Raw genomic sequence first — 20,810 nt, forward strand, 5'->3', positions numbered from 1 at the left:
ACCTAGGCGAAGACTACTTTGATAAACAGAGACAGCGATCCATTGTCCGGCATTCACTTCGAAGACTTGAAAGTTTAGGATACATCGTTACTTTACAAGAACCAGAAGCATCTTAATCTATTCAACTCAATTCCTAAGATTCATGAATAGGCGCTCTCCCCTTTTTAAAAAATGAAAGAGCTGCGTCTTCTTTAGTATTGCCTTTTTTACTGAGTTACAGAAGTTTATTTTCATGGTAGTACAATACCATTCTGTTTTTTCTATTAACTAATTGACCTTTGCAGCATTCTTAATTAAAAACTTCTGTTTATCAGGTTTCTTTGCGATAGCTGCACTTATGAGCCCGATCATTGGAAAGAACATTAGTAAAAGTAAACTTTCGTTGTAACTATGGAATTTATCAAAACCTATTCCTAATGGCAAAGGTCCACATGCAGAACCAATAACCATTACCATCATCGCAACCCCGCTAATACTTCCGAGATATTTTCTGCCAAAATAATTGGACCAAACAATATTAAGTGTAATTCGTTCCACTCCGCCGCCAATTCCCCATATTACCCCGAATAGTATTCCTAAAGTGGCACTATTCATTTTTGTTAACAGAAATAAAGTCAGCACTTCCAAAACAAAAACGAATATTAACAATCGATTGGTACTTACTCTTTCTAATATAAACCCTGATATAAAGGAAATTGGGAAGCCTATAATAGCCATTAGACTTAATACGGTAGCCGCCAGTTGCGGTGATAATTGATTCTGCCCGAAAATGGACAATAAGTGAAAAGTTATCCCTGTATTAACGAGTGCAGGAATACCGACACAAATTAATATCGCCCAAAAAGTCCTAGTCCTCATGGCTTCTTGTAATGTCCAATCATCATCTTGAATGGTCATTGTTTTATCACTGTGTTTATTATTTTTAGATACAATGATCGGTTTTCCGTCTGGGTGCAAGCCAATATCTTCTGGACGATTTCGAACAATAAAAAAAGCAAGAGGTGCAAATAGAACGATTAATAACACTCCCCATATTTGCCAAGTTGTTTGCCAGCTCGTTAATCTAATTAGCCAAGCATTTGCAACTGGGAAAAATGCGGCACTAGCAACACCACCTAATGCCATAAAACTCATGGCACGACCACGTTTTTGAATGAACCATTGGGGGACAAGGGTATTTGGAATAAGTGTCATGCTTCCTTGCCCAAATAATCGAATTAAAAAGAAACCAATTGCCATCATCCATGTATTAACGACAAAGCTATTAAAAAAACATGCCAATCCAAGCAATAGGCTAACAATCACCATCATTTTTCTTTGGCCTAACTTATCCACCAACCGACCCATGAACATCATAAGTATGCCCGAACATAATGTGGCAAAAGAATAAAGACTAGAGATTTCCGAACGAGTCCATCCAAAACTTTTTATGTATTCATCAATAAAAACAGAATTGGAATATGTCTGACCAGGACCAGAAAAAAAACTACCTAGCCCAGCTATACACACTATTACCCATCCATAATAAAACGTATGCCTCTTTTTTTCGCTAATCAAATGATAGCCACTCCCTTCTTTACATAATCGTTTTAAAATCACAATTCCAACTAATAATATTAAGTTACTCAATTGGATTATACTACAAACCAAAGGTCCCTATATCTTCCAAAAAAAAACTTTCGACTTTAGAAATTATCCCGAAAAATGAAGAAAAACATCGTATAACAAAGGAAATAACTGTTGTGTCCGCTTTCATGGGATTTCACAAATTGGTCAAAATCCTTTATACTTTGTTTTGTTAACAACGGACCCGACTTTCATGAGAGTTGAAAGTCAATAAAAAAAACAAAAGAAAAGGGAGAGGTGCTAAGTTTGAATTTGAGTACAATTAAATATTCATGGTTTGGAAACGTCAAGGGAGATGTGTTAGCAGGGATTGTTGTTGCTCTTGCTTTAATTCCAGAAGCAATTGCATTCTCAATCATTGCAGGTGTTGATCCGATGGTAGGATTGTACGCTTCCTTCTGTATTGCCGTTACGATTGCTTTTGTGGGTGGAAGACCTGGGATGATTTCAGCTGCCACGGGTGCAACTGCTTTATTAATGGTGACATTGGTTAAAGACCACGGTTTGCAATATTTACTGGCTGCAACCATCCTAACTGGTGTTTTACAGATAATCATGGGAGCTTTGAAACTAGGTCGTTTGATGAAATTTGTCCCTAGATCCGTAATGACTGGATTTGTTAATGCCCTTGCGATATTAATCTTTTCAGCTCAATTAGTTCAATTTAAAGGGGCATCTTGGCAAATGTATGCGATGGTAGCAGGAGCACTTGTCATTATCTACATCTTACCTCGTTTTACTAAAGCTGTACCTTCGCCATTAGTTGCTATTGTTGTTATTACAGCAATCTCAATATTTGCAGGAAGTGATGTTCGTACAGTTGGGGACATGGGTGAATTGACTTCGAAATTACCTATATTTTTAATTCCTGACATTCCGTTTAACTTTGAGACATTGCAAATCATTTTTCCTTATTCCTTGTCTATTGCTATGGTAGGACTAGTGGAAACACTTTTAACTGCTTCTATTGTAGATGACATGACAGATTCAGAAAGTGATAAAAATAAGGAAGCACGTGGTCAAGGTATCGCTAATATCGTATCAGGATTATTTGGCGGTATGGCTGGATGTGCGATGATAGGTCAATCTGTCATCAATGTTAAATCTGGTGGTAGAGGACGTTTATCTACATTTGTTGCAGGTGCATTTTTATTGACATTAATCATGTTGCTTAAAGGGTTCCTGGTACAAATTCCAATGGCAGCCTTAGTCGGAGTTATGTTCATGGTTTCAATTGGAACATTTGATTGGTCTTGCCTCAAAACATTAAAAAAGGTACCAGTTACCGATACGATTGTTATGATCGTGACTGTGATTACAGTGGTTAAAACTGATAACTTATCCATGGGAGTTTTAGTTGGAGTTATTCTAAGTGCCGTTTTCTTTGCAGCAAAGATTTCGAAGGTAACTGTAACAAGTCTTTCTTCTAAAGGATCACATAAAAAGATATATCATGTATCTGGTCAACTCTTCTTTGCTTCTGTAACAGACTTTGTTAACAGCTTTGATTATAAAGAAGCTGTAAGTGAGATTGATATAGATTTGTCCAATGCTCACCTTTGGGATGATTCTGCTGTAGGTGCCATTGATAAAGTGGTCATCAAGTACCATCAAAATGGTGTTAAGGTGAATCTTAAAGGATTAAATACAGAAAGTAATAAACTAATTGATAAAATAGCGGTTCATAACAAGCCAGGTGGGCTTGAGAAAGTTGCTAGTCACTAATATATCGTAAATAATTTTTAATTTTTAAATTGGAGGAGCCTGTCACCAAGGGTATTTTATACCCTAGTGACAGGTTTTTTTGTATTTTTTTATGTTATATACAAATTCTAGTAAGATGGAAGGCGGTAGTAAAAGTGTTAATACTTCAATTAGCTATTATTTTAATTGCATCTAAATTAGCTGGGAGTCTTAGTGTAAGGTTGGGTCAGCCATCAGTCCTAGGTAAACTCCTTATTGGTATTGTAATAGGACCTTCAGTATTAGGATTGGTAACAGAAACAGAAACACTAGAAGAATTTAGTGAAATTGGTGTAATCTTGCTGATGTTCATTGCAGGGTTAGAAACGGATATAGATGAATTTAAACGAACTGGAAAAGCATCTACCTATGTTGGCCTTGGTGGTATTATCGTTCCACTTGTTTTAGGATATTTTGTTGGACTGATGTTAAATCTTACCTCTGTACAATCCTGGTTTTTAGGATTATTGCTTTCGGCTACAAGTGTAAGTATCTCCGTTCAAGCATTGAAAGAAATGGGCCAGTTAAAAACTCGTGAAGGGACGACCATCCTAGGGGCCGCCGTTATTGATGATGTGGTGGTCGTGATTGCTTTGGCATTTTTAATGAGTTTTGCAGGAGGAGATGTCAACTTAACAGTAGTAATATTAAAGAAATTTTTATTTTTCGCAGGAGCTATTATTGTTGGTTGGAAAATTGTTCCTTTGTTTATGAAAAGATTCGCTATTTTAAAGGTAACGGAAACTGTTGTTTCTTCTGCTTTAATCATCTGTTTTATTTTTGCCTATTTAGCAGAGTACACAGGTGTCGCTGCAATTATTGGAGCGTATATTGCTGGCGTAGCCATAAGCTTAACTGACTTCAAGCACGAGGTATTCGAAAAGATTGAAACCATTAGCTACTCGATATTTGTCCCTGTATTTTTTACATCAATTGGAGTTACTGCTCATTTTGCAGGTGTTAAAGAAAATCTAACTCTTATTGTTGTATTAAGCATTTTGGCTATTTTGACTAAACTAATTGGTGCATCCATTGGTGCGAAGGCTGCTAGGTTCTCCTGGAACAGTTCGTTAGGCATTGGGACAGCCATGGTGTCTCGTGGTGAAGTTGCATTAATCATTGCAGCTATTGGTTTAGAATCAAAACTGTTGAGTCAAGAAATGTTTGCAGTAATTGTTGTTGTCGTTCTTGTAACAACGATTGTTACTCCTCCTATGATGAAGTTGTTTTTTAATAAGAATTCACAAAAAGAGCTGTCCAATAACTAAAATGACAAAAACACGCTGAATTTTTCAGCGTGCTTTTTTACATTCCAACATTACATGACATTACTAATTGACATCCATAATTACTGGAAGGATCATAGGCCGTCTTCCTGTTTCTTTATAAATTAACGGCTCAACATAATTTAAAATTTCCTTTTTTATGTTTCCCCACTGAAGTCTTTCTGCTTCAAGAGATGTTATAGTAGCTGTGTGTGCGGCATCCTTAATTTTTCCTAATAATTCTTCAGATTCTCTCATAAAGACAAATCCTCTTGTAATGATTTCAGGTCCCCTAATAATAGTCTTATTCTTAAAGTCAATGGCTATAACCGCCATTAAAATACCTGATTCTGATAGTTTTTTACGATCCCTAAGTACAATCTCCCCAATATCACCTATTCCTTCACCATCAACGTAAACTGGATCTACTGGGACACTGCCAGTCACTTTGGCAGTCGTTTCATTGACTTCGAGTATATTACCATTATCCAATATAAATGAATTGCTGAAAGGCACATCGCATTCCTGTGCTAATTCTACATGTTTTTTTAACATTCGGAATTCCCCGTGAATGGGTACAAAAAACTTAGGTTTCATCAATCGAAGCATGAGTTTAAGTTCTTCTTGGGCACCGTGACCAGATGTATGAATATCAGTAAGTTTATGATGGATAACATTCGCACCAGCACGACTTAATTGGTCAATAATTTTGTTGATACTGGTTGTATTACCTGGTATTGGGGACGATGAAAAAATCACAGTATCTTCTTTCTTGACTGAGAGTCTGGGGTGTCTTTTATTTGCGATTCTTGATAAAGCAGCAAAAGGTTCTCCCTGGCTTCCCGTGCAGATAACCAGTATTTGTTGATCAGGATATTGGTTAATTTCAGTTTCATCAATCAGTGTGTTATCTGGAATGGTTAGATAGCCAAGCTCTTGGCCTATTCTAACCGCTTTTACAAGACTTCTTCCGAGGACAGCAATTTTACGTTTATTTATAATTGCCGCATCAATGGCTTGTTTAAATCGATACATATTGGAGGAAAAAGTAGCAAATATGATCCGACCAGAAATATGATTAAAAAGGTCGTGTATCGTTTGACTTATTTTCCTTTCAGACATTGAAAATCCAGGTATTTCACTATTTGTACTATCTGAAAGTAGGCAGACAACTCCTTCATTACCGATAGCAGCCATTTTAGAAATGTTTGATGGATGACCTAAAGGAGTTAAATCAAACTTAAAATCTCCTGTATGAACGACATTACCTTTCGGTGTTTTTACAACAATACCGTAAGAATCAGGTATGCTATGGGTTGTTCTAAAAAAATCTACTGCAACATTCTTAAAAGAGATAGTTTTATCTTCTTCGATTTCATATAACTTCGCTTTGTCTAATAAGCCATGTTCTTTTAGTTTTTCTTTTATTAATTCAATGGCCAATTTTCCTGCATAGATGGGGATGTTTATTTCCTTTAATAAAAAAGGGATACCACCAATATGATCTTCGTGCCCATGTGTAACGAATAAACCTTTTATTTTATCCTCATTTTCAATCAAATAAGAATAATCTGGGATAACGTAATCAATCCCATACAACTCATCTCCAGGGAATTTAATGCCTGCATCCACTAGAATAATTTCATTTTGGTATTGAATAACATAAGTATTCTTACCAATTTCACCTAAACCACCAAGTGCAAAAATTTCAATGATGTTATTATTTTTTACAATCGCCATTAACCCACTCCGTTCCTAATAAACTGTTACTTTGATTCTAACACAGAATTGGATCTTACTAAATTTCTTCTATTCGTATATTTTTTAATAATATTGTGAATAAATGCACTTAAACTAACCTGATGAATTTCTAAACCGATGTCTTCACCAACATTAAGACTCATCAATGTAACGGGCAGGTTAGTGCAAAAAAGCCGGTAATGAGACCTATTTATGAAATCAAAACTCATCCTTAAGAACAGAGTATTTTGATATAAATAAACTAAAGGAATCCTCCCCTTCCGTTATTTGATTGCAAAGGAGTTTATATAATAATTCAATCAATTATTTTATGTAGCCCATGAAGTGTCTGGAGTGGTTGCTGTTCAAGTATTTTTTGCAGCTCTTGGAGGGATTTGGGCCCATAGAAATGGGGGACATATAAAGAAAACATTGATTCTGTATATGGGTTCAAGTATCTTAATCGGAAGTTTGATTGGGGGATACACTTCACACTTTTTTTCAGAGAAGAGTATCAATGTTATTTATGGATTAGTGGCGTTACTAGCGGGGATACTTATGTTGGTTCCTAAAAAGGAAATTGATACTGATTGGGGCGAAGATTTTAATAAAGGGTTGGCAACAGCCCTTTCCTTTATCGTAGGGCTTGCTTCTGGAGTAGTAGGTGCTGGTGGTTCATTTATTCTTGTTCCTATTATGCTTGTTGTGCTGAAAATCCCTATCCGCATTACAATCGCTACATCCTTAGCTATTACATTTATATCTTCCATCGGAGGCACAATAGGAAAGGTCTCAACAGGGCAAGTACCTTTCCTACCTGCTGTATTAGTGGTAATCGTTAGTCTTATTGCATCCCCTATAGGAGTGCGGCTAGGAAAAAAGTTAAATACAAAAGTTTTGCAAATAGCTTTAGCTACTTTAATTGTCATTACTACCTTTAAAATTTGGTTTGGAATACTTGTTTAATTACCAATAAGGAGTGATCTTAGCAATGTTTCATTATACAGTAGAAACGAATAAATCAATTGATAAGGCTATTTCATCTTTAGAGCAGAATTTAAAGGAAGAAAAATTCGGCATTTTATGGCAGCTAGATCTTCCTGCAAAGTTGCATGAAAAGGGTGTAGAAAGCTACAACAATCCATACCGAATCTTAGAAGTATGTACCAGTTGAAGCAGGGAAGGTTCTTGAAATAAATGAACTAGTTGGTTATTTTCTACCGTGTAAAATAACAGTTTATGAAAGCAATGGAATAACTAAAATTGGATTACCTAAATCAACAATGATGGTTGGTATGATTGATGACCCACAATTAAAAGAGATCGCAGAAAATATCGAAGTTACTTTAGTGAAAGTATTGGATAAAAGTAAGTAAGACATTATTATCATCAGTCTCTAATGGTGGAATATATTTTTCTTCTTTAACTAACGTAGCGATGCTTTTAAAAGGCATCGTCTTTTTTTACGACTAACAAGTCTAGAGTTTCACAAGACAATTATTGGCTTATAACTGACCCCTTTATGATTTTAATAGTGCCAAAAGGTAATAGATAATTAAAAGTTTTTTAACATTTAAATGATATAATAAAAAAATGAAATAAAAACGGGAGGACATAATATGAATACGAATCTTACTCCTATAAACCCAATTGCTTTTGAATTAGGTCCTATTAGTGTCCATTGGTATGGTATTATCATCGGATTAGGGGCAATGTTGGGCTTATATCTTGCGACTCAAGAATGTAAAAAAAGAGGAATTTCACCCGATGTTCTTGTTGATTTAGTTATATTTGCTTTACCTATTGCCATCATTTCAGCCAGGATTTATTACGTCTTATTTGAATGGAGTTATTATAAAAATCATTTAAGTGAAATCCCCGCTATATGGAACGGTGGTATAGCTATTCATGGGGGATTGATTGGAGCAGTTATTACAGCCATCATTTTTACAAATAAAAGAAAAATATCGTTTTGGAAATTAGCTGATATTACAGCACCAAGCATTTTATTAGGACAGGCTATCGGGCGTTGGGGTAACTTTATGAACCAAGAGGCTCACGGAGGCCCTGTTTCACGTACATTTCTTGAAAATTTACACCTTCCTACATCTATTATTAACCAAATGAATATTAATGGTACCTATTATCACCCAACCTTTTTATATGAATCTTTGTGGAGTTTAACTGGAGTAATTATTTTGATTTCTTTACGGAAAGTTAATCTTCGTCGGGGAGAATTGTATTTAATGTATCTTATCTGGTACTCAATTGGACGTTTCTTTATCGAGGGAATGCGAACAGACAGTTTAATGCTAACTGATCATCTAAGAATCGCTCAAGTCATCTCCATTTTGATTCTCACTGGATGTATATCGCTTCTTCTTTTCAGAAGAATGAAAGGATTTTCTACCAAACGGTATTTAACGGATTAAAAGAGGGATAAAAAATGAAAAACAACGACCAACAGACGCTTGATTCAAAATATATTCAGCAACACTTAGCGAATGAACGCACTTACTTGGCCTGGATACGAACAAGCATTACGATTATTGGCGTTGGTTTTTTAATAACCAACCTTCACTTTTCTTCTATAACTGAAAACATAGCCATTGGAGATAGATTAGCTCAAACAATTGGATTAGCTTCTATATTCGTAGGGATTATGACCTTAATGATGTCAACCATTGGCTATTTTAAAAAAGGGAAAGATATTAATCAACAAACTTTTATATTTCCACGAAATTTAGTTATCTTTTTATCGCTTGTATTGCTGCTTATCTTTCTAATTTTCGGTATTTACTATTTATTTGCTTGGGGATTGATATAATCCGTTAAAGTGTCGCTTTGAATTATTACAGCGGCACTTTTATTTTTGGGGGGGATTATTTTTGATGTCAATTCCAATTTATAATTGGAGAAATTAGAGGAACTATAGTCTTATTTAAGGAATAAATAAAGATTGTGAAGAATTACTTAAACTATAGGGTGCTTTTGTTCAGTATACAAATTATAAAAAAAGCCGAAAATATGCAAGTTTTTATTCATTTCTTGGAATTTTCAGCTTTTACATTCAAAAAACATACTGCAATAAACAGCAGTTTTATTGCCAAATACAAGGCCCGTGAAATAGTTAATTTTCATTCTTACTTAAATGTTTAAAAGCTTCTAAAAATCTCTCATAAGTTTGTTTACCATATTGTTCAATGTTGTTTTTGAAAAACAGTTCTATTGTTAATTCCTTTGCCTGTTGTAGGGAACAATTTCGAGAAATCATTACTAAATTGATATAGGAAAGAAAATACTCTTTTCTCAAGGTACTAGCATGATTAACAGTCAAAATACAACCTCCTATAGGGCCGAGTGCTTAACAACAGCACACGCAATCGCAATTTGTTTTTAAGATAGTTAATTGTTGGTTCGGTTTAAATTTCTTAACTAGCTTTTGAAAAAATGTGTCCTTTTGAAAATCTTCCATTTTCCAGGCATTTTGTGCTTTTCTTTCAACTTCCTCTTGGCGTATTTTCATCAATTGATATACCTCATACTCATTAAACATATTGATTTCCTCCTATTAATCAAATAATAATATTGATTTATTAATCAAAAAAAATTGATATAAAGTTTAAAAAAATTAGCAACAGGTTGGTTTAAAGATACAGCAAAGTTCATGGGACAATAAATGATTTAGTTCCTCTTGATTCAGTTCATAATAACTCCAGGTGCCCTTTGTTTCTTTTTTGATAATGTTGGCATCTAATAAAATCTTTAAATGATATGACAATTTTGATTGGGCCATATCCATCATAGGAGCCAGATCGCACACACACATAGAACCATTCTGAGTTAAAATATTCATGATTTGAAGTCTTTTTTTATCAGCAATAGCTTTAAATTTTAGCTCATATTTTTCAAACACTTTATCTAAGGATATATCTTGTAATGGAATTTCTTCTTTCATCTTTATCACCCACTTCATAAATCAAATAATCTTGATACATTCATGATATATCCAATATTTTCATGTGTCAATTGAATAAATCAAAAAAAGTTGATTTAAGTTTATATTTTATTATATTTCTGAGGAGCTAAAATGATACAAATAATAAATCAATTTTTTTTGATAAAGGGGTTGTAATTAGAAAAAATTACTAATATACTGAAACCATAAATCAAAAAAAGTTGATTTATGGATTATAAATCAAAAATATTTGATTTATAAAAAATCATGAGGGAGTTGTTAATAATGAAAATGCATGTTGGAGTCAATGTAACGGATTTAGAAAAGTCAATTGAGTTTTATACTAAAGTATTTAATACGGAGCCTGTAAAGGTTAAACCAGACTATGCCAAGTTTTTACTTGATGATCCTGGACTCAACTTCACTTTAAACTTAAAAGACGCTGTTTCAGGAAACCAGGTAGGGCATTTTGGCTTTCAAGTGGAAAATCAAGAAGAAGTTCTTCAGCATAAAGACCGTTTAGAAAAATTAGGGTTCTTTGCAAGGGAAGAGATGGATGTTACCTGTTGCTATGCTACTCAAGATAAATTTTGGGTGACAGACCCAGACGGGAACGAATGGGAGTTCTTTTATACAAAGGTGATGTAGAAACTATGATTACGGGACCATCTTGTTGTGCAACTCAACCGACCAGGGAAGAAACAAAAACTTCAACAAGTTGTTAAATCTCTAAGGTTAACATCAACTCCTTGAGCGTTTCTGTATAAGCAGAAACGCTCTGACTGTCGACAAATTCGAAAAAAATCGGATTTATCGATGGTATTTTTTTTGTATAATTAAGATACATATTAGATTTTCATGAGGTGATGAAATGCTAACGAAAAACACACAGATAAATCGGGACCAATTAGAAATGATTACTTTAGACCAGCTTGTACCTGCGAATCATTTGGTTCGTAAAATGGAAGCTGCTATCGATTTTTCATTTATATATTTCACTTGTTCAAGAAATGTACTCTACCGAACGTGGTCGTCCAAGTATTGATCCTGTGGTATTAATTAAGATGGCTTTCATCCAATATACCTTCGGTATTCGCTCCATGCGCAAAACTATAGAAGAGATTGATACAAATCTAGCTTACCGTTGGTTTTTAGGATTTGGATTTCATGATAAAGTACCTCACTTCTCAACTTTCGGGAAAAATTACGAACGACGATTCAAGGATACAGATTTATTTGAACAGATTTTCTATCGTATTTTGAAGGAAGCCGCAGATAAGAAGTTGGTAAGTGGCGAGCACGTATTTATTGATTCGACTCATGTAAAAGCGAGTGCGAATAAGCGTAAATTTGAGAAGAAAGTGGTACGTAAAGAAACGAAAGCGTACCAATCACGTCTTCAAGATGAAATCAATGGTGACCGTGAAGACCATGGAAAGAAACCATTTCCTCCAGATAAATTTGATAAAGAAGAACTGAAAGAAATCAAAGAAAGTACTACTGATCCTGAGAGTGGTTATTACGTGAAGGATGAATGAACAAAGCAATTTGCATACTCATTTCATGCAGCCTCTGATCGTAAGGGTTTTATTTTGGGAGCGATTGTTACGCCTGGGAACATCCATGATAGTGCCATCTTCGAGCCACTACTGGAAAAGGTAATTGAGAACCATGGAAAACCTGAAGCTGTTGCTGCTGACGCTGGATACAAATCACCTGCTATTGCCCAATATCTATTTGAAAATGATATGACACCTGCTTTACCATATACTCGCCCTCGTACGAAGGAAGGATATATGAAAAGCATGAATATGTTTATGATGAACATTACGATTGTTATATTTGTCCGCAAGGACAAATACTGAAATATGCAACGACGACGAAAGAAGGCTATCGTCAATACTTCTCAAATCCGATTCAATGTAATACTTGCCCATTACTTTCAGAGTGTACGCAAAGTAAGGAACATAAAAAGCTCATTCAGCGTCATGTATGGGAAAAATACTTAGAAGAAGCCGACCATCTTCGTCATACACAAGAGAATAAAAGCATTTACGCAAAACGGAAAGAAACGATTCAACGTGTTTTTGCAGATGCTAAGGAAAAGCATGGTATGCGTTGGACAACCCTAAGGGGCCTAAAAAAATTGTCCATGCAAGCGATGCTTACTTTTGGCATCCATGAATTTGAAGAAGATGGCCAACTGGACATGGAGAAGTCCAGAAATGGTGTAAAAATGTACCTCAGGAGAGGTCCATTTTAAGATATTAAGAGCATAAAAGGGACAAAAGGCATCCGAATGAGTCCATTCGGATGCCTTTTGTCTACACTCTGAGCGTTTCTGTATAAGCAGAAACGCTTTTAATTACTTGATGGAAAAATGTAAAGCACTTATATTTAACTTAATAAATAAACAAAGCTGGTGGTTTGAGTGCAAGATTCAATAGTTATCGATCAAATGGAACAGGATGATTAGGGACAGGTTCGTGAAATCTATTTAGAAGGAATTGCTACTGGTAATGCCACCTTTCAAAAAGAGGCTCCGTCATGGGAAGAATGGGATAGTGGTCATGTGAAGGAGTGTCGTCTTGTTGCACTCTTAGAGGATAAGGTTTTAGGCTGGGCGCGTTAACCCCAGTTTCAGGGCGATGTGTCTATTCGGGCGTAGCCGAAGTGAGCATTTATGTTAGTCAAAGCAATAATGGAAAGGGGATTGGCAGTAGACTTTTAAATTCATTGATTGAACAAAGCGAACAGAACGGTTTCTGGACGTTACAATCAGGTATATTTCCTGAAAATGTTGCTAGCCTTAAATTACATAGTAAGCATGGTTTTCGGGAGGTTGGTAGACGAGAGCGTATTGGGAAAATGGATGGTGTTTGGCGTGATACTATTTTGTTAGAAAGAAGAAGTAATATCGTTGGAATTAATTAATTCTATTCCAGCGAAAAACATAGGGTTAATTCTATGCTATTGAAGGTGAAATAAATTGCGTATACTAGATTGTTCAACAATTGAAACAACAATAAAATCTTTATCAACTTTACTTAAAACTGATCAAAAGACCGTAAATTTGTTCATTGAGTCGAATAAGTACCGAATAACGAATAACGCTAAAAACACTTATTATGATAATCTTTCTATAGAAAACGTACTAAATTATTTTAATCTACGTGAAAATGAAATAAAAGAGCCTCTTAGACAATATGAAAATGCACAAAGGGTATGGAAAGGAATTGCATTTGAAAATGTTGGGTTTGCTCATATTGGTACTAGTCTTAAGACAACGAACATAAGTAGAGAACCACTAAGTAAAAATGCGCCTTTAAAAGCCCTCTATAATAAGGCAGTAGAATATTTTTTGTTAAGAAAAACAAAACCAGATGTTATTATTATATATTTACCCGGGTTGGAATTTAAGGGACAAGCGAATGGACTTTCACTTGCGTATGATACAAAAATACCCCCTTATTTAATTGTAGTCTCCGATGGTGTAGATGACTATCCATGGGTAGTTGCGCATGAAATAGGACATATTTTGTATTACACCAATAAATTTAATGATAAAGATGATCCCAATCCATATTTAGTTGTGAACTCTAAAGGAGAGGCAATGAGAGATGCTCACGGGAATCTAAAATTTGATAGAACTCATAATAACAACAAAAATAATATTATGTATCCAAGAGGATCTAAATCGTCGATACCTCCTAAAGTTACTTTCGATCAGATGGTTAAAGTTAGTAATAGTTATCTATTGGATAAACGAAAAAGGCTTTGGGATTCAAAGTAAATAATTGGGGTTAAAAAGAAACTCATGAAGGATTATAACAAAGGGGAACTACTACAACAAAGGTAATGCCTTTTCCTTCTTCAACTAAAGGGCAGCATTCCTGTAATGAAGAAATATGAGGTTTGACATAAAAAAGCCCCTTGGTATGATATGAGTGTCCAAAGCTTGCAGGCAAAAAGGACAACAATCACAAATACCAGGAGGCTATTTAAATGAATTATAACCAAAATGAGAAGATTGCTCAAATTACTTCTCAAACATTAATTATAGGTGTTGATATTGCTAAATATAAGCATGTGGCAAGAGCCCAAGACTTTAGAGTTTTCGGCACCCTTTTACTTTGAAAATACAAATTCTAGCTTTAACTGTTTCATAGAGTGGATAGAAGAGGAAAAAGAGATATTAGAAAATAAGATTAAATTTTATTCAGCAACAGGTGCATTGGCAGAACTAGAAGGACTAAAAAAAGCGCTAAACAATAAATAGCTTTTGAACTAAGAAGGGAATTCGCCTTTGAAGGAAATGTTTCTTCAGTAGCCTTTTTCTTCTTCAAGTAACAGGAGAGTTGAACTTAAAATAAGTGTTTCTTGGGTCCGAGGGTAAATCTAAGTTAATCAACAAAAGCTTTTTCTATCCCAGAATCGGAGACGCTGTACGGAGCAAAAAAAAAGAAGCCGGCTAAACCAACTTCTTTCTCACTATTTTTAAACTGTCACATTGCTTATTTAACTGCTGATGCTGTTTTTTCCTTCTTTGCTTCTTTGTCTTGAATTAATTTTAGAAGATCTAGGAAATTATCATCACGTGTATAAATTGCTTTTGCCCCATTATCATCGTATTCATAGAAACCTTTATTTGAACGAATACCATGTTCACTTTTTTCGACCATTTCTTTTAAGAATTTAGGAACTTCTCTTGTATTCGATAAATCCTGCTCGATGTTGTATACCATAGCTTGTGTTGTTTGCAGACCTGCTAAATCCTGACTTTCCATTGGTCCGCAAAAAGCCCATTTAAAGCCCATGCTTCCTCTTACAGCGATATCAATATCTTCTGCCGTACATACTCCCAATTCAATTAAGTTGAAGCATTCCCGTAGAAAAGCTACTTGTATGCGGTTAACGATAAAGCCGGTAATCTCTTTTTTCAGTACCACTGGATTTTTACCGATTTCTTTCATTAGGTCATAAGTTACTTTTACGACATTTTCATCTGTCTTCTCAAATTTAGCAATTTCTACAATTGGTACAAGTTGTGGAGGGTTAAAGTAATGTGTAATGATAAATCTTCCTGGATGTTTTGCTCTTTGTGTTAATTCTTTTAATGGGAAAGTAGATGTATTAGATGCAATAATCGTTTTTTCAGAGACAATGCTTTCAATAATCTCGTAAGTATCTAATTTTGTCTCAAGCACTTCTGGAATAGATTCTAGAATAAAATCAGTATCCTGGATCGCTTCAAGTAAATCTGTTGTATATTTAATATTATCCAAAGTCTGCTCCATTTTTTCTTGTGACAGCATTCCTTTATTAACCATAATTTTCAAGCTGTTCGTAATCATTTTTTTTGCTGTTTCCAATGATGTCTCGCGTCTAGCTTGAATACGTACAATATATCCTGCTTGTGCTAGTAATTGAGCAACGCCATGACCCATAATACCTGCTCCAAGTACTGTGATGATCTTCATTTAAAAACCCCATTTCGTATTATATTTTCTTCATTTTTCATAATTAGAATAGAAAGTCTATTAAAAATAGGAAGCATCTTGCTATTTATTTTTATAATAGTAACTTCATTGTGAAAGGAATTTATCAGATAGCTTTCTCTTGGTGTTATGTTAATATATAAAGATTAAACAGAAATATTTTTAATTTGCTTCTTCTTGTTTCCAGCCCCTTCAATCGTGTGAATAACAACTGCAGCAACTAGGATAGCTGCAATGGTTACACCAGCTAATATGACAGAAGTATCCATTAAGAGGACAAGAATAATTCCAACAATTGATGCTACTGATGAAAGAATCGTATATGTCGCAAATGTTTCTTTCATTGATAAGCCAAAAAATTCTTTTACCATCCAGAAGCCAGGATCATTTACGTGTGAAGCAAAAGCTGTTCCCGCTCCAGTAGCAAGAGCAACAAGTGCTAAGTTTGCCTCAGGATATGATTCTAGCATTGGAAGCACCAATCCGGCAGTTGATAATGCTGCAACAGTTCCTGAACCTAAACAAATACGGAAAATTACGGCAATAATCCACGAAAGAAGAACTGGAGAAATGGAAACATCAGTAAACAGACTAGCAATATATTCCCCAACTCCGCCATCTATAATAACTTGTTTGAATGCACCACCACCACCAGTAATTAAGATTAGCAAACCAATCGCGTTGATGGATGCCCCTGCAGAGGACGTTAAGTCTTTCATTGGAGTTTTCCTGGAAATTCCCATTGTATACATAGCTAATAATAGTGAGATTAACAAAGCTACTGGAGCGTTTCCGACAAAACGAATAATTACAACTAAAAGATTATCGGCAAATCCCAATTGTTTTTGGAAAATATCTAAAAAAGCTGCTGCAAACATCAATAGAATCGGGAATACCGCTGTTAAGACACTGATTCCAAATCCAGGTGTTTCTTCTAATTTCCATAGTTTTTGATCTCCTATTGCTTCCGCATTGCCTGTTTTTTCAAAAGCACTTGGGATCCACTTTTTGTTGATTTTAGGGAACCAAACTCCCGCAACTACAATTGTTGGTATCCCAATAATGATTCCGTATATTAATACCATGGCGAGGTCTGCTCCGTACTCCTGTGTAACGGCAGTGATTCCTGGATGAGGTGGCAAGAAGCTGTGTGCGACAACTAAAGCACCTGCTAACGTAAGGCCAAAGTGTGTAATGGAAATCTTTAGTTCTTTAGAAATCATATAGATGATTGGAACTAATAGAATAAAGGCAACGTCCCAGAATAAAGCAATTCCTACGATAAAGGAAGAAGCAGCAATTGCCCATTGCACATTCCTTTTTCCAAACTTATCGATTAATGTCATTGAAATTCGATAGGCTCCACCTGCATCAGCGATCAAACGACCAATCATCGCTCCGAAACCTAAGATTAGCGCTATATGTCCTAAAGTACCGCCTAATCCAGCTTCTACTGAAGTGACTATATCACCTAGCGGCATCCCTAATGCCAGCGCCACAACAAACGAGGAAATAATCAATGAGATGAAAGCGTTTAATTTGAAGACCGTGATTAAAATAATTAATAGAATAACTCCAAGTGCAACCATTAATAATGGCATTTTCATTGTCCCCCTTTTTTATATAACCCTAAATCTTCCATTAACTTAAAGAATTCCCTTTGTCTTAAACATTCAGAAAATAAATATTTTAGATATATGAGAATTTTCCGAATGTTTATATTGTAATAAAAAGCTATTGAAATATCTAATAGAATATAATTTATAAAAAGGCGGTTTTTTAAAAATATTTTTTATAGTTGTAAGTCAATAACGGGATCTATAAGGAGAAAATATTACTGTATTGATTAATAATTCTTATTTAGAAAATCAGAGCCATATTAGGAGGAGAAAACAAGATGGTACAAACAGCAACAAAATTTCTCTTGCGAATTTGCCCTTCTCTTTTTCCACAATAAATATATGCTTAAATTGATCAGTATAGGTGATTCCTTTTGAGCTTACAGATTTAACGTAATTATTAGCTGATTGCAACTTGATCTCTTTCTCTGTGAAGATCTTTTTACTCATAATTAATCCGTCTCCATGTTTAGTTCGCTGAGTTGTATTTCTTTATTATACAAAAATGTACCCTCTAGGTAGACTTTTTTTAAGTACTCTATTAGGGTACATTTTATAGGGAGAACGGCTTTTTTTTTGGAAAAAAATAAATTTGGAAGGATTTAAATAGAAAGATGTCTTTTTGTTTATTCGTGGTTTTATTTTTGATTTCCAACTCCCCTTACCCTTTTTTAATTAAATGTTTTTTAGAACTCACTCAGGACAACGAAGTCTAGTCATTATTCCTATTAAAACATTTCCTTGCACTAGAATTAACAATGTATTCATTGGTTTATATATTAATAAAATCTTGAATTTTGGCTCTAGAAGAAAGATTATTTCGATTAGAATTACATGGGGAAAAGATTTAAAATTAAATTAATCAAGATAATATTCCGATATATTTAAATATTAACATTTTTTGACCATAGCACACTGAGTTAAGTTTTGGATGCGATTACATTTGGCTGAGGTATCCGGATCGATGTTAGTTTTTGTGCATTTGATAGTCACGACAAAAAGGAAACAGACCTTTTTCTTTACAAACCAAAAAAGAGATTACAAGGAAAAGAGGAGATTTTAGCATGTCGAGTCGTCGAGTCAATCACAAGCCTATCTTTTGGAAGGGAGAGTAGCCATGTAACAGGTTCTTCACAAGGAATTGGGAAAGCGGTTGCAATTGGTTTATCACTAGCAGGTGCGACTGTATTGGTTACAGGAACCAATCCGGAACGTACGAAGAAAGTCACCGAGGAAGTGGCCCAATTAACAGGGCGGGAACAGACTACTTTATTGGTGATCTATCAAAAGATGAAAACGTTATCTAGATGGTTGAAAAAGCCATACATAAATGGGACAAAATCGACATTCTTGTCAATAATTCCGGCGGAGGCGTGATTCTCCCGTTCCTTGAACAAACACCGGAAACCTTAAAAACAACAATTGACCGCAACCTCTGGACTATGCTGTGGTCATGTTACAGAGTGTTGCCGCATATGGTGAAACAAAATTACGGACGGATTATTAACATAGGGGCAGATTCTGTTCGCAATGGTTTATGGGACCATGCAGCCTATAATGCTGCAAAGGGCGGGGTCTATGCCATTGTTTCCGGATTAGGAAGAGAATTCGCCAAAAATTTAGAACAGCGGGCGTTACGATTACTGAAAAGAGAAGCCCATGTAGAATACCCGCACTCCACTACTCTTCACAATGTGACGAATGTAAGAATCGTTAATAATGAAGAGGATGCCGTAAAAGTTAGATGCAATTTCTCTACCTACCGTACGAAGCGTGTAGTACTTGACAATTTGTCGTGGTCAACGAATACATCATTGAAAAAGAAAATGGAGAATTAAAGATTCAATCCAAGAAAGTCATTCTCAAATTGGACAGTCTCCGCCCCCACGGAAAAGTAAGTATCATCTTATAATTTGTAGACAAATTTTGGAGCTGACCCACGCTGGATTACCGCGGTGAACCAGTGGGTGTCAGACCCCCTAAAATATTAGGAGGTTTTCGAATGATTCGCTATTAAAAGTTGGGGTATGTTGTGTTAAGCGTGACGGATCTTAATAAATCGTTAGATTAGGAAAACGTAAGTTTGTTGGCGGTCAAGAAGACATGATTTGGGTATGGCTGCAGAAATTGCAAAAGCCAAGAGCCTCGCAACAGAAAAATAACAGTGGAAATTAGTTTAATTTCATTATTCTTTATGGGGTAAGGGAGCCTAAGGTCTTCTAACTTCTTCCTTATTTGGTGCCCAGCAAGCCGTTAATTGCTAGTTGGTTTAAGTCCAACTGCCAAGACTTCTCGGTAGCTGACAGGTAACTGGTGGCTAAGGTTGAATCCCTGTGACAAAGTAACTCTTTGAGAGTGCTTGCAAATTAACAGACAGGTTGTAACCTAAAGTGAATCCTGTCGCCTCGTCAGAAGAAATACGGGTTTTGCCTATCCTATTCCAAGTCAAATTACAGAATTTTCCTAGGAGGATTAAAACAACTGTTTCATCAGGTGGGGGGAGAACCAACCTATTTACTTATTTTGCTCGAGTAGAGTCTAATTAGAAGGGAGCATTCATTATGGTAATGGTTTGTAAAGAACATCTCACAAAAGGATTGGAATTACTTCCTGTTCCACATGTAAAAAAAGTGCCTGCCCAAACAAAAAAAACATGTTCCTTTTGTGGCAAACAGGCGGAACTAAAATTATTTCTTCTTCTTAGCGTTAGAGAAAAAATATCATTTAATCTGATTCATTCATAGTAATTTAAGATTTAAGCTTATAGCCTTGTATATAAACTTTCTCACCCAATTTGGTTTGCGCTAAAAAAATGAAAAAAGAATCCACTTCTATTAGAGTTTAAGTAACCACACAAAAACCACACAGAAAGGATTCTTTAACGCAAGTAACTCTTGCTCTCAACCGGAAAATTAAATTGTCAAGTGATGGAGGATCTCTTTCCTCCCGATACAGGTGAATTTCTCTTTAGAGAATTCGATGAAAAATCGGATTTTCGAAGACTTTAGGAGAGCACATAAAACTGAATGATTCAAGGGCCTATTAACTTCATTCAGATGAAACCCTTAAATGCCAAAAGATTTATCAAATCATTGCTGGGTATTCCGAAGATGACGCTGCAGATCAATTAACTATAGATCCTGTTTACACACAAATTGTTGGAACACCTACCTTGCTTCCTTAATCGTAACGTTAAGGATAAGAGAAACAATAGAGGAAGAACTTGTTCTTGTTCCCCTCCAATTTTGAAATTAATATTAACAAATTAGCTAATAAGCCCCATTTGTGGCTCTTACGACTATATTCGAAAATATGTGATTTATATCACATAGTCCCGGAATGAAGTGTTTTAAAATAACAC

General features: G+C 35.2%; 16 protein-coding genes and 7 pseudogenes. 15 read left to right on the forward strand and 8 right to left on the reverse strand.

Features of this window, described 5'->3' with window-relative positions; translation table 11 throughout:
• Positions 1–267: 267 nt before the first annotated feature.
• The gene (locus tag J7E63_RS27610) at positions 268–1,599 is read right to left on the reverse strand and encodes an MFS transporter (RefSeq protein ID WP_308162034.1); all 1,332 of its coding nucleotides are present in this window, start codon (positions 1,597–1,599) and stop codon (positions 268–270) included.
• A gap of 273 nt (positions 1,600–1,872) precedes the next feature.
• Here J7E63_RS27610 and J7E63_RS27615 point away from each other — a divergent pair, with 273 nt between their 5' ends.
• Together J7E63_RS27615 and J7E63_RS27620 are read left to right on the forward strand one after the other, a co-directional pair.
• Positions 1,873–3,351: a SulP family inorganic anion transporter gene (locus J7E63_RS27615; RefSeq protein WP_215018361.1), complete on the forward strand. Its 1,479-nt coding sequence runs from the start codon at positions 1,873–1,875 to the stop codon at positions 3,349–3,351.
• A 134-nt stretch (positions 3,352–3,485) separates the two neighbouring features.
• Positions 3,486–4,637 (forward strand): cation:proton antiporter, encoded by a 1,152-nt coding sequence (locus tag J7E63_RS27620; RefSeq protein ID WP_215018363.1) that lies wholly within the window; start codon positions 3,486–3,488, stop codon positions 4,635–4,637.
• 63 nt (positions 4,638–4,700) lie between these two features.
• On the opposite strand, the gene rnjA is transcribed toward J7E63_RS27620, so the two are convergent.
• Positions 4,701–6,374, reverse strand: a complete 1,674-nt coding sequence (gene rnjA, locus J7E63_RS27625) for a ribonuclease J1 (RefSeq protein ID WP_214712712.1) — start codon at positions 6,372–6,374, stop codon at positions 4,701–4,703.
• 315 nt (positions 6,375–6,689) lie between these two features.
• Here rnjA and J7E63_RS27630 point away from each other — a divergent pair.
• The 4 genes and pseudogenes from J7E63_RS27630 to J7E63_RS27645 all read left to right on the forward strand — a co-directional run.
• Positions 6,690–7,340: pseudogene (locus J7E63_RS27630) on the forward strand (sulfite exporter TauE/SafE family protein); the annotation flags it as partial.
• Positions 7,341–7,365: 25 nt separating this feature from the next.
• Positions 7,366–7,750, forward strand: a pseudogene (locus J7E63_RS27635) (DUF302 domain-containing protein).
• Between the two features lie 243 nt (positions 7,751–7,993).
• Complete coding sequence (gene lgt, locus J7E63_RS27640) at positions 7,994–8,806, forward strand: prolipoprotein diacylglyceryl transferase (RefSeq protein WP_215018365.1); 813 nt, start codon at positions 7,994–7,996, stop codon at positions 8,804–8,806.
• 14 nt (positions 8,807–8,820) lie between these two features.
• Positions 8,821–9,201 carry a YidH family protein gene (locus J7E63_RS27645; protein WP_214712710.1) on the forward strand — a complete coding sequence of 127 codons (381 nt, stop codon included), beginning with the start codon at positions 8,821–8,823 and terminating at the stop codon, positions 9,199–9,201.
• Between the two features lie 303 nt (positions 9,202–9,504).
• Here the strand turns inward: J7E63_RS27645 and J7E63_RS27650 are convergent, their stop codons facing one another.
• The 3 genes from J7E63_RS27650 to J7E63_RS27660 form a co-directional block, all read right to left on the reverse strand.
• Positions 9,505–9,711 carry a hypothetical protein gene (locus J7E63_RS27650; RefSeq protein ID WP_214712709.1) on the reverse strand — a complete coding sequence of 69 codons (207 nt, stop codon included), beginning with the start codon at positions 9,709–9,711 and terminating at the stop codon, positions 9,505–9,507.
• Positions 9,712–9,738: 27 nt separating this feature from the next.
• Positions 9,739–9,930, reverse strand: a complete 192-nt coding sequence (locus J7E63_RS27655; protein WP_215018367.1) for a hypothetical protein — start codon at positions 9,928–9,930, stop codon at positions 9,739–9,741.
• Between the two features lie 75 nt (positions 9,931–10,005).
• Positions 10,006–10,332 (reverse strand): ArsR/SmtB family transcription factor, encoded by a 327-nt coding sequence (locus J7E63_RS27660; RefSeq protein WP_214712706.1) that lies wholly within the window; start codon positions 10,330–10,332, stop codon positions 10,006–10,008.
• A gap of 282 nt (positions 10,333–10,614) precedes the next feature.
• On the opposite strand from J7E63_RS27660, the gene J7E63_RS27665 reads away from it, so the two are divergent.
• The 5 genes and pseudogenes from J7E63_RS27665 to J7E63_RS30265 form a co-directional block, all read left to right on the forward strand.
• Positions 10,615–10,980: an ArsI/CadI family heavy metal resistance metalloenzyme gene (locus J7E63_RS27665; RefSeq protein ID WP_215018387.1), complete on the forward strand. Its 366-nt coding sequence runs from the start codon at positions 10,615–10,617 to the stop codon at positions 10,978–10,980.
• A gap of 223 nt (positions 10,981–11,203) precedes the next feature.
• Positions 11,204–12,566: pseudogene (locus tag J7E63_RS27670) on the forward strand (IS1182 family transposase).
• A gap of 257 nt (positions 12,567–12,823) precedes the next feature.
• Positions 12,824–13,266 (forward strand): annotated as a pseudogene (locus tag J7E63_RS27675) (N-acetyltransferase family protein).
• Positions 13,267–13,321: 55 nt separating this feature from the next.
• On the forward strand, positions 13,322–14,125 hold the full coding sequence (locus tag J7E63_RS27680) for a hypothetical protein (RefSeq protein WP_214712702.1): 804 nt from the start codon (positions 13,322–13,324) through the stop codon (positions 14,123–14,125).
• 212 nt (positions 14,126–14,337) lie between these two features.
• Positions 14,338–14,524: pseudogene (locus tag J7E63_RS30265) on the forward strand (IS110 family transposase); the annotation flags it as partial.
• Between the two features lie 322 nt (positions 14,525–14,846).
• On the opposite strand, the gene J7E63_RS27685 reads toward J7E63_RS30265, so the two are convergent.
• From J7E63_RS27685 to J7E63_RS27695, 3 genes and pseudogenes are all read right to left on the reverse strand, one after another.
• Entirely contained in the window at positions 14,847–15,812 is a 966-nt protein-coding gene (locus tag J7E63_RS27685) for a 3-hydroxyacyl-CoA dehydrogenase family protein (RefSeq protein ID WP_215018370.1), read from the reverse strand.
• Between the two features lie 164 nt (positions 15,813–15,976).
• Positions 15,977–17,431 (reverse strand): gluconate:H+ symporter, encoded by a 1,455-nt coding sequence (locus J7E63_RS27690; protein ID WP_215018372.1) that lies wholly within the window; start codon positions 17,429–17,431, stop codon positions 15,977–15,979.
• A 315-nt stretch (positions 17,432–17,746) separates the two neighbouring features.
• A pseudogene (locus J7E63_RS27695) lies at positions 17,747–17,899 on the reverse strand (IS3 family transposase); the annotation flags it as partial.
• A 708-nt stretch (positions 17,900–18,607) separates the two neighbouring features.
• Here J7E63_RS27695 and J7E63_RS29970 point away from each other — a divergent pair.
• The 4 genes and pseudogenes from J7E63_RS29970 to J7E63_RS27710 all read left to right on the forward strand — a co-directional run.
• Entirely contained in the window at positions 18,608–18,826 is a 219-nt protein-coding gene (locus tag J7E63_RS29970; RefSeq protein ID WP_308162035.1) for a hypothetical protein, read from the forward strand.
• A complete protein-coding gene (locus J7E63_RS27700; RefSeq protein WP_251033813.1) occupies positions 18,757–19,287 on the forward strand; it encodes an SDR family NAD(P)-dependent oxidoreductase in 531 nt (176 codons plus the stop codon). The genes J7E63_RS29970 and J7E63_RS27700 overlap by 70 nt, the downstream gene beginning before the upstream one ends.
• A 220-nt stretch (positions 19,288–19,507) precedes the next feature.
• On the forward strand, positions 19,508–19,624 hold the full coding sequence (locus tag J7E63_RS30675; RefSeq protein ID WP_168246131.1) for a hypothetical protein: 117 nt from the start codon (positions 19,508–19,510) through the stop codon (positions 19,622–19,624).
• 736 nt (positions 19,625–20,360) lie between these two features.
• Positions 20,361–20,624 (forward strand): annotated as a pseudogene (locus J7E63_RS27710) (transposase); the annotation flags it as partial.
• Positions 20,625–20,810: the final 186 nt, after the last annotated feature.

The sequence above is a fragment of the Bacillus sp. ISL-75 genome, assembly GCF_018613095.1.

Coding starts and splice junctions, on each gene's coding strand:
- lgt (WP_215018365.1), top strand. CDS start 7,994: ATGAATACGAATCTTACTCCTATAAACCCAATTGCTTTTGAATTAGGT.
- J7E63_RS27690 (WP_215018372.1), bottom strand. CDS start 17,431: ATGCCATTATTAATGGTTGCACTTGGAGTTATTCTATTAATTATTTTA.
- J7E63_RS27685 (WP_215018370.1), bottom strand. CDS start 15,812: ATGAAGATCATCACAGTACTTGGAGCAGGTATTATGGGTCATGGCGTT.
- J7E63_RS27700 (WP_251033813.1), top strand. CDS start 18,757: ATGGTTGAAAAAGCCATACATAAATGGGACAAAATCGACATTCTTGTC.
- rnjA (WP_214712712.1), bottom strand. CDS start 6,374: ATGGCGATTGTAAAAAATAATAACATCATTGAAATTTTTGCACTTGGT.
- J7E63_RS27660 (WP_214712706.1), bottom strand. CDS start 10,332: ATGAAAGAAGAAATTCCATTACAAGATATATCCTTAGATAAAGTGTTT.
- J7E63_RS27645 (WP_214712710.1), top strand. CDS start 8,821: ATGAAAAACAACGACCAACAGACGCTTGATTCAAAATATATTCAGCAA.
- J7E63_RS27655 (WP_215018367.1), bottom strand. CDS start 9,930: ATGTTTAATGAGTATGAGGTATATCAATTGATGAAAATACGCCAAGAG.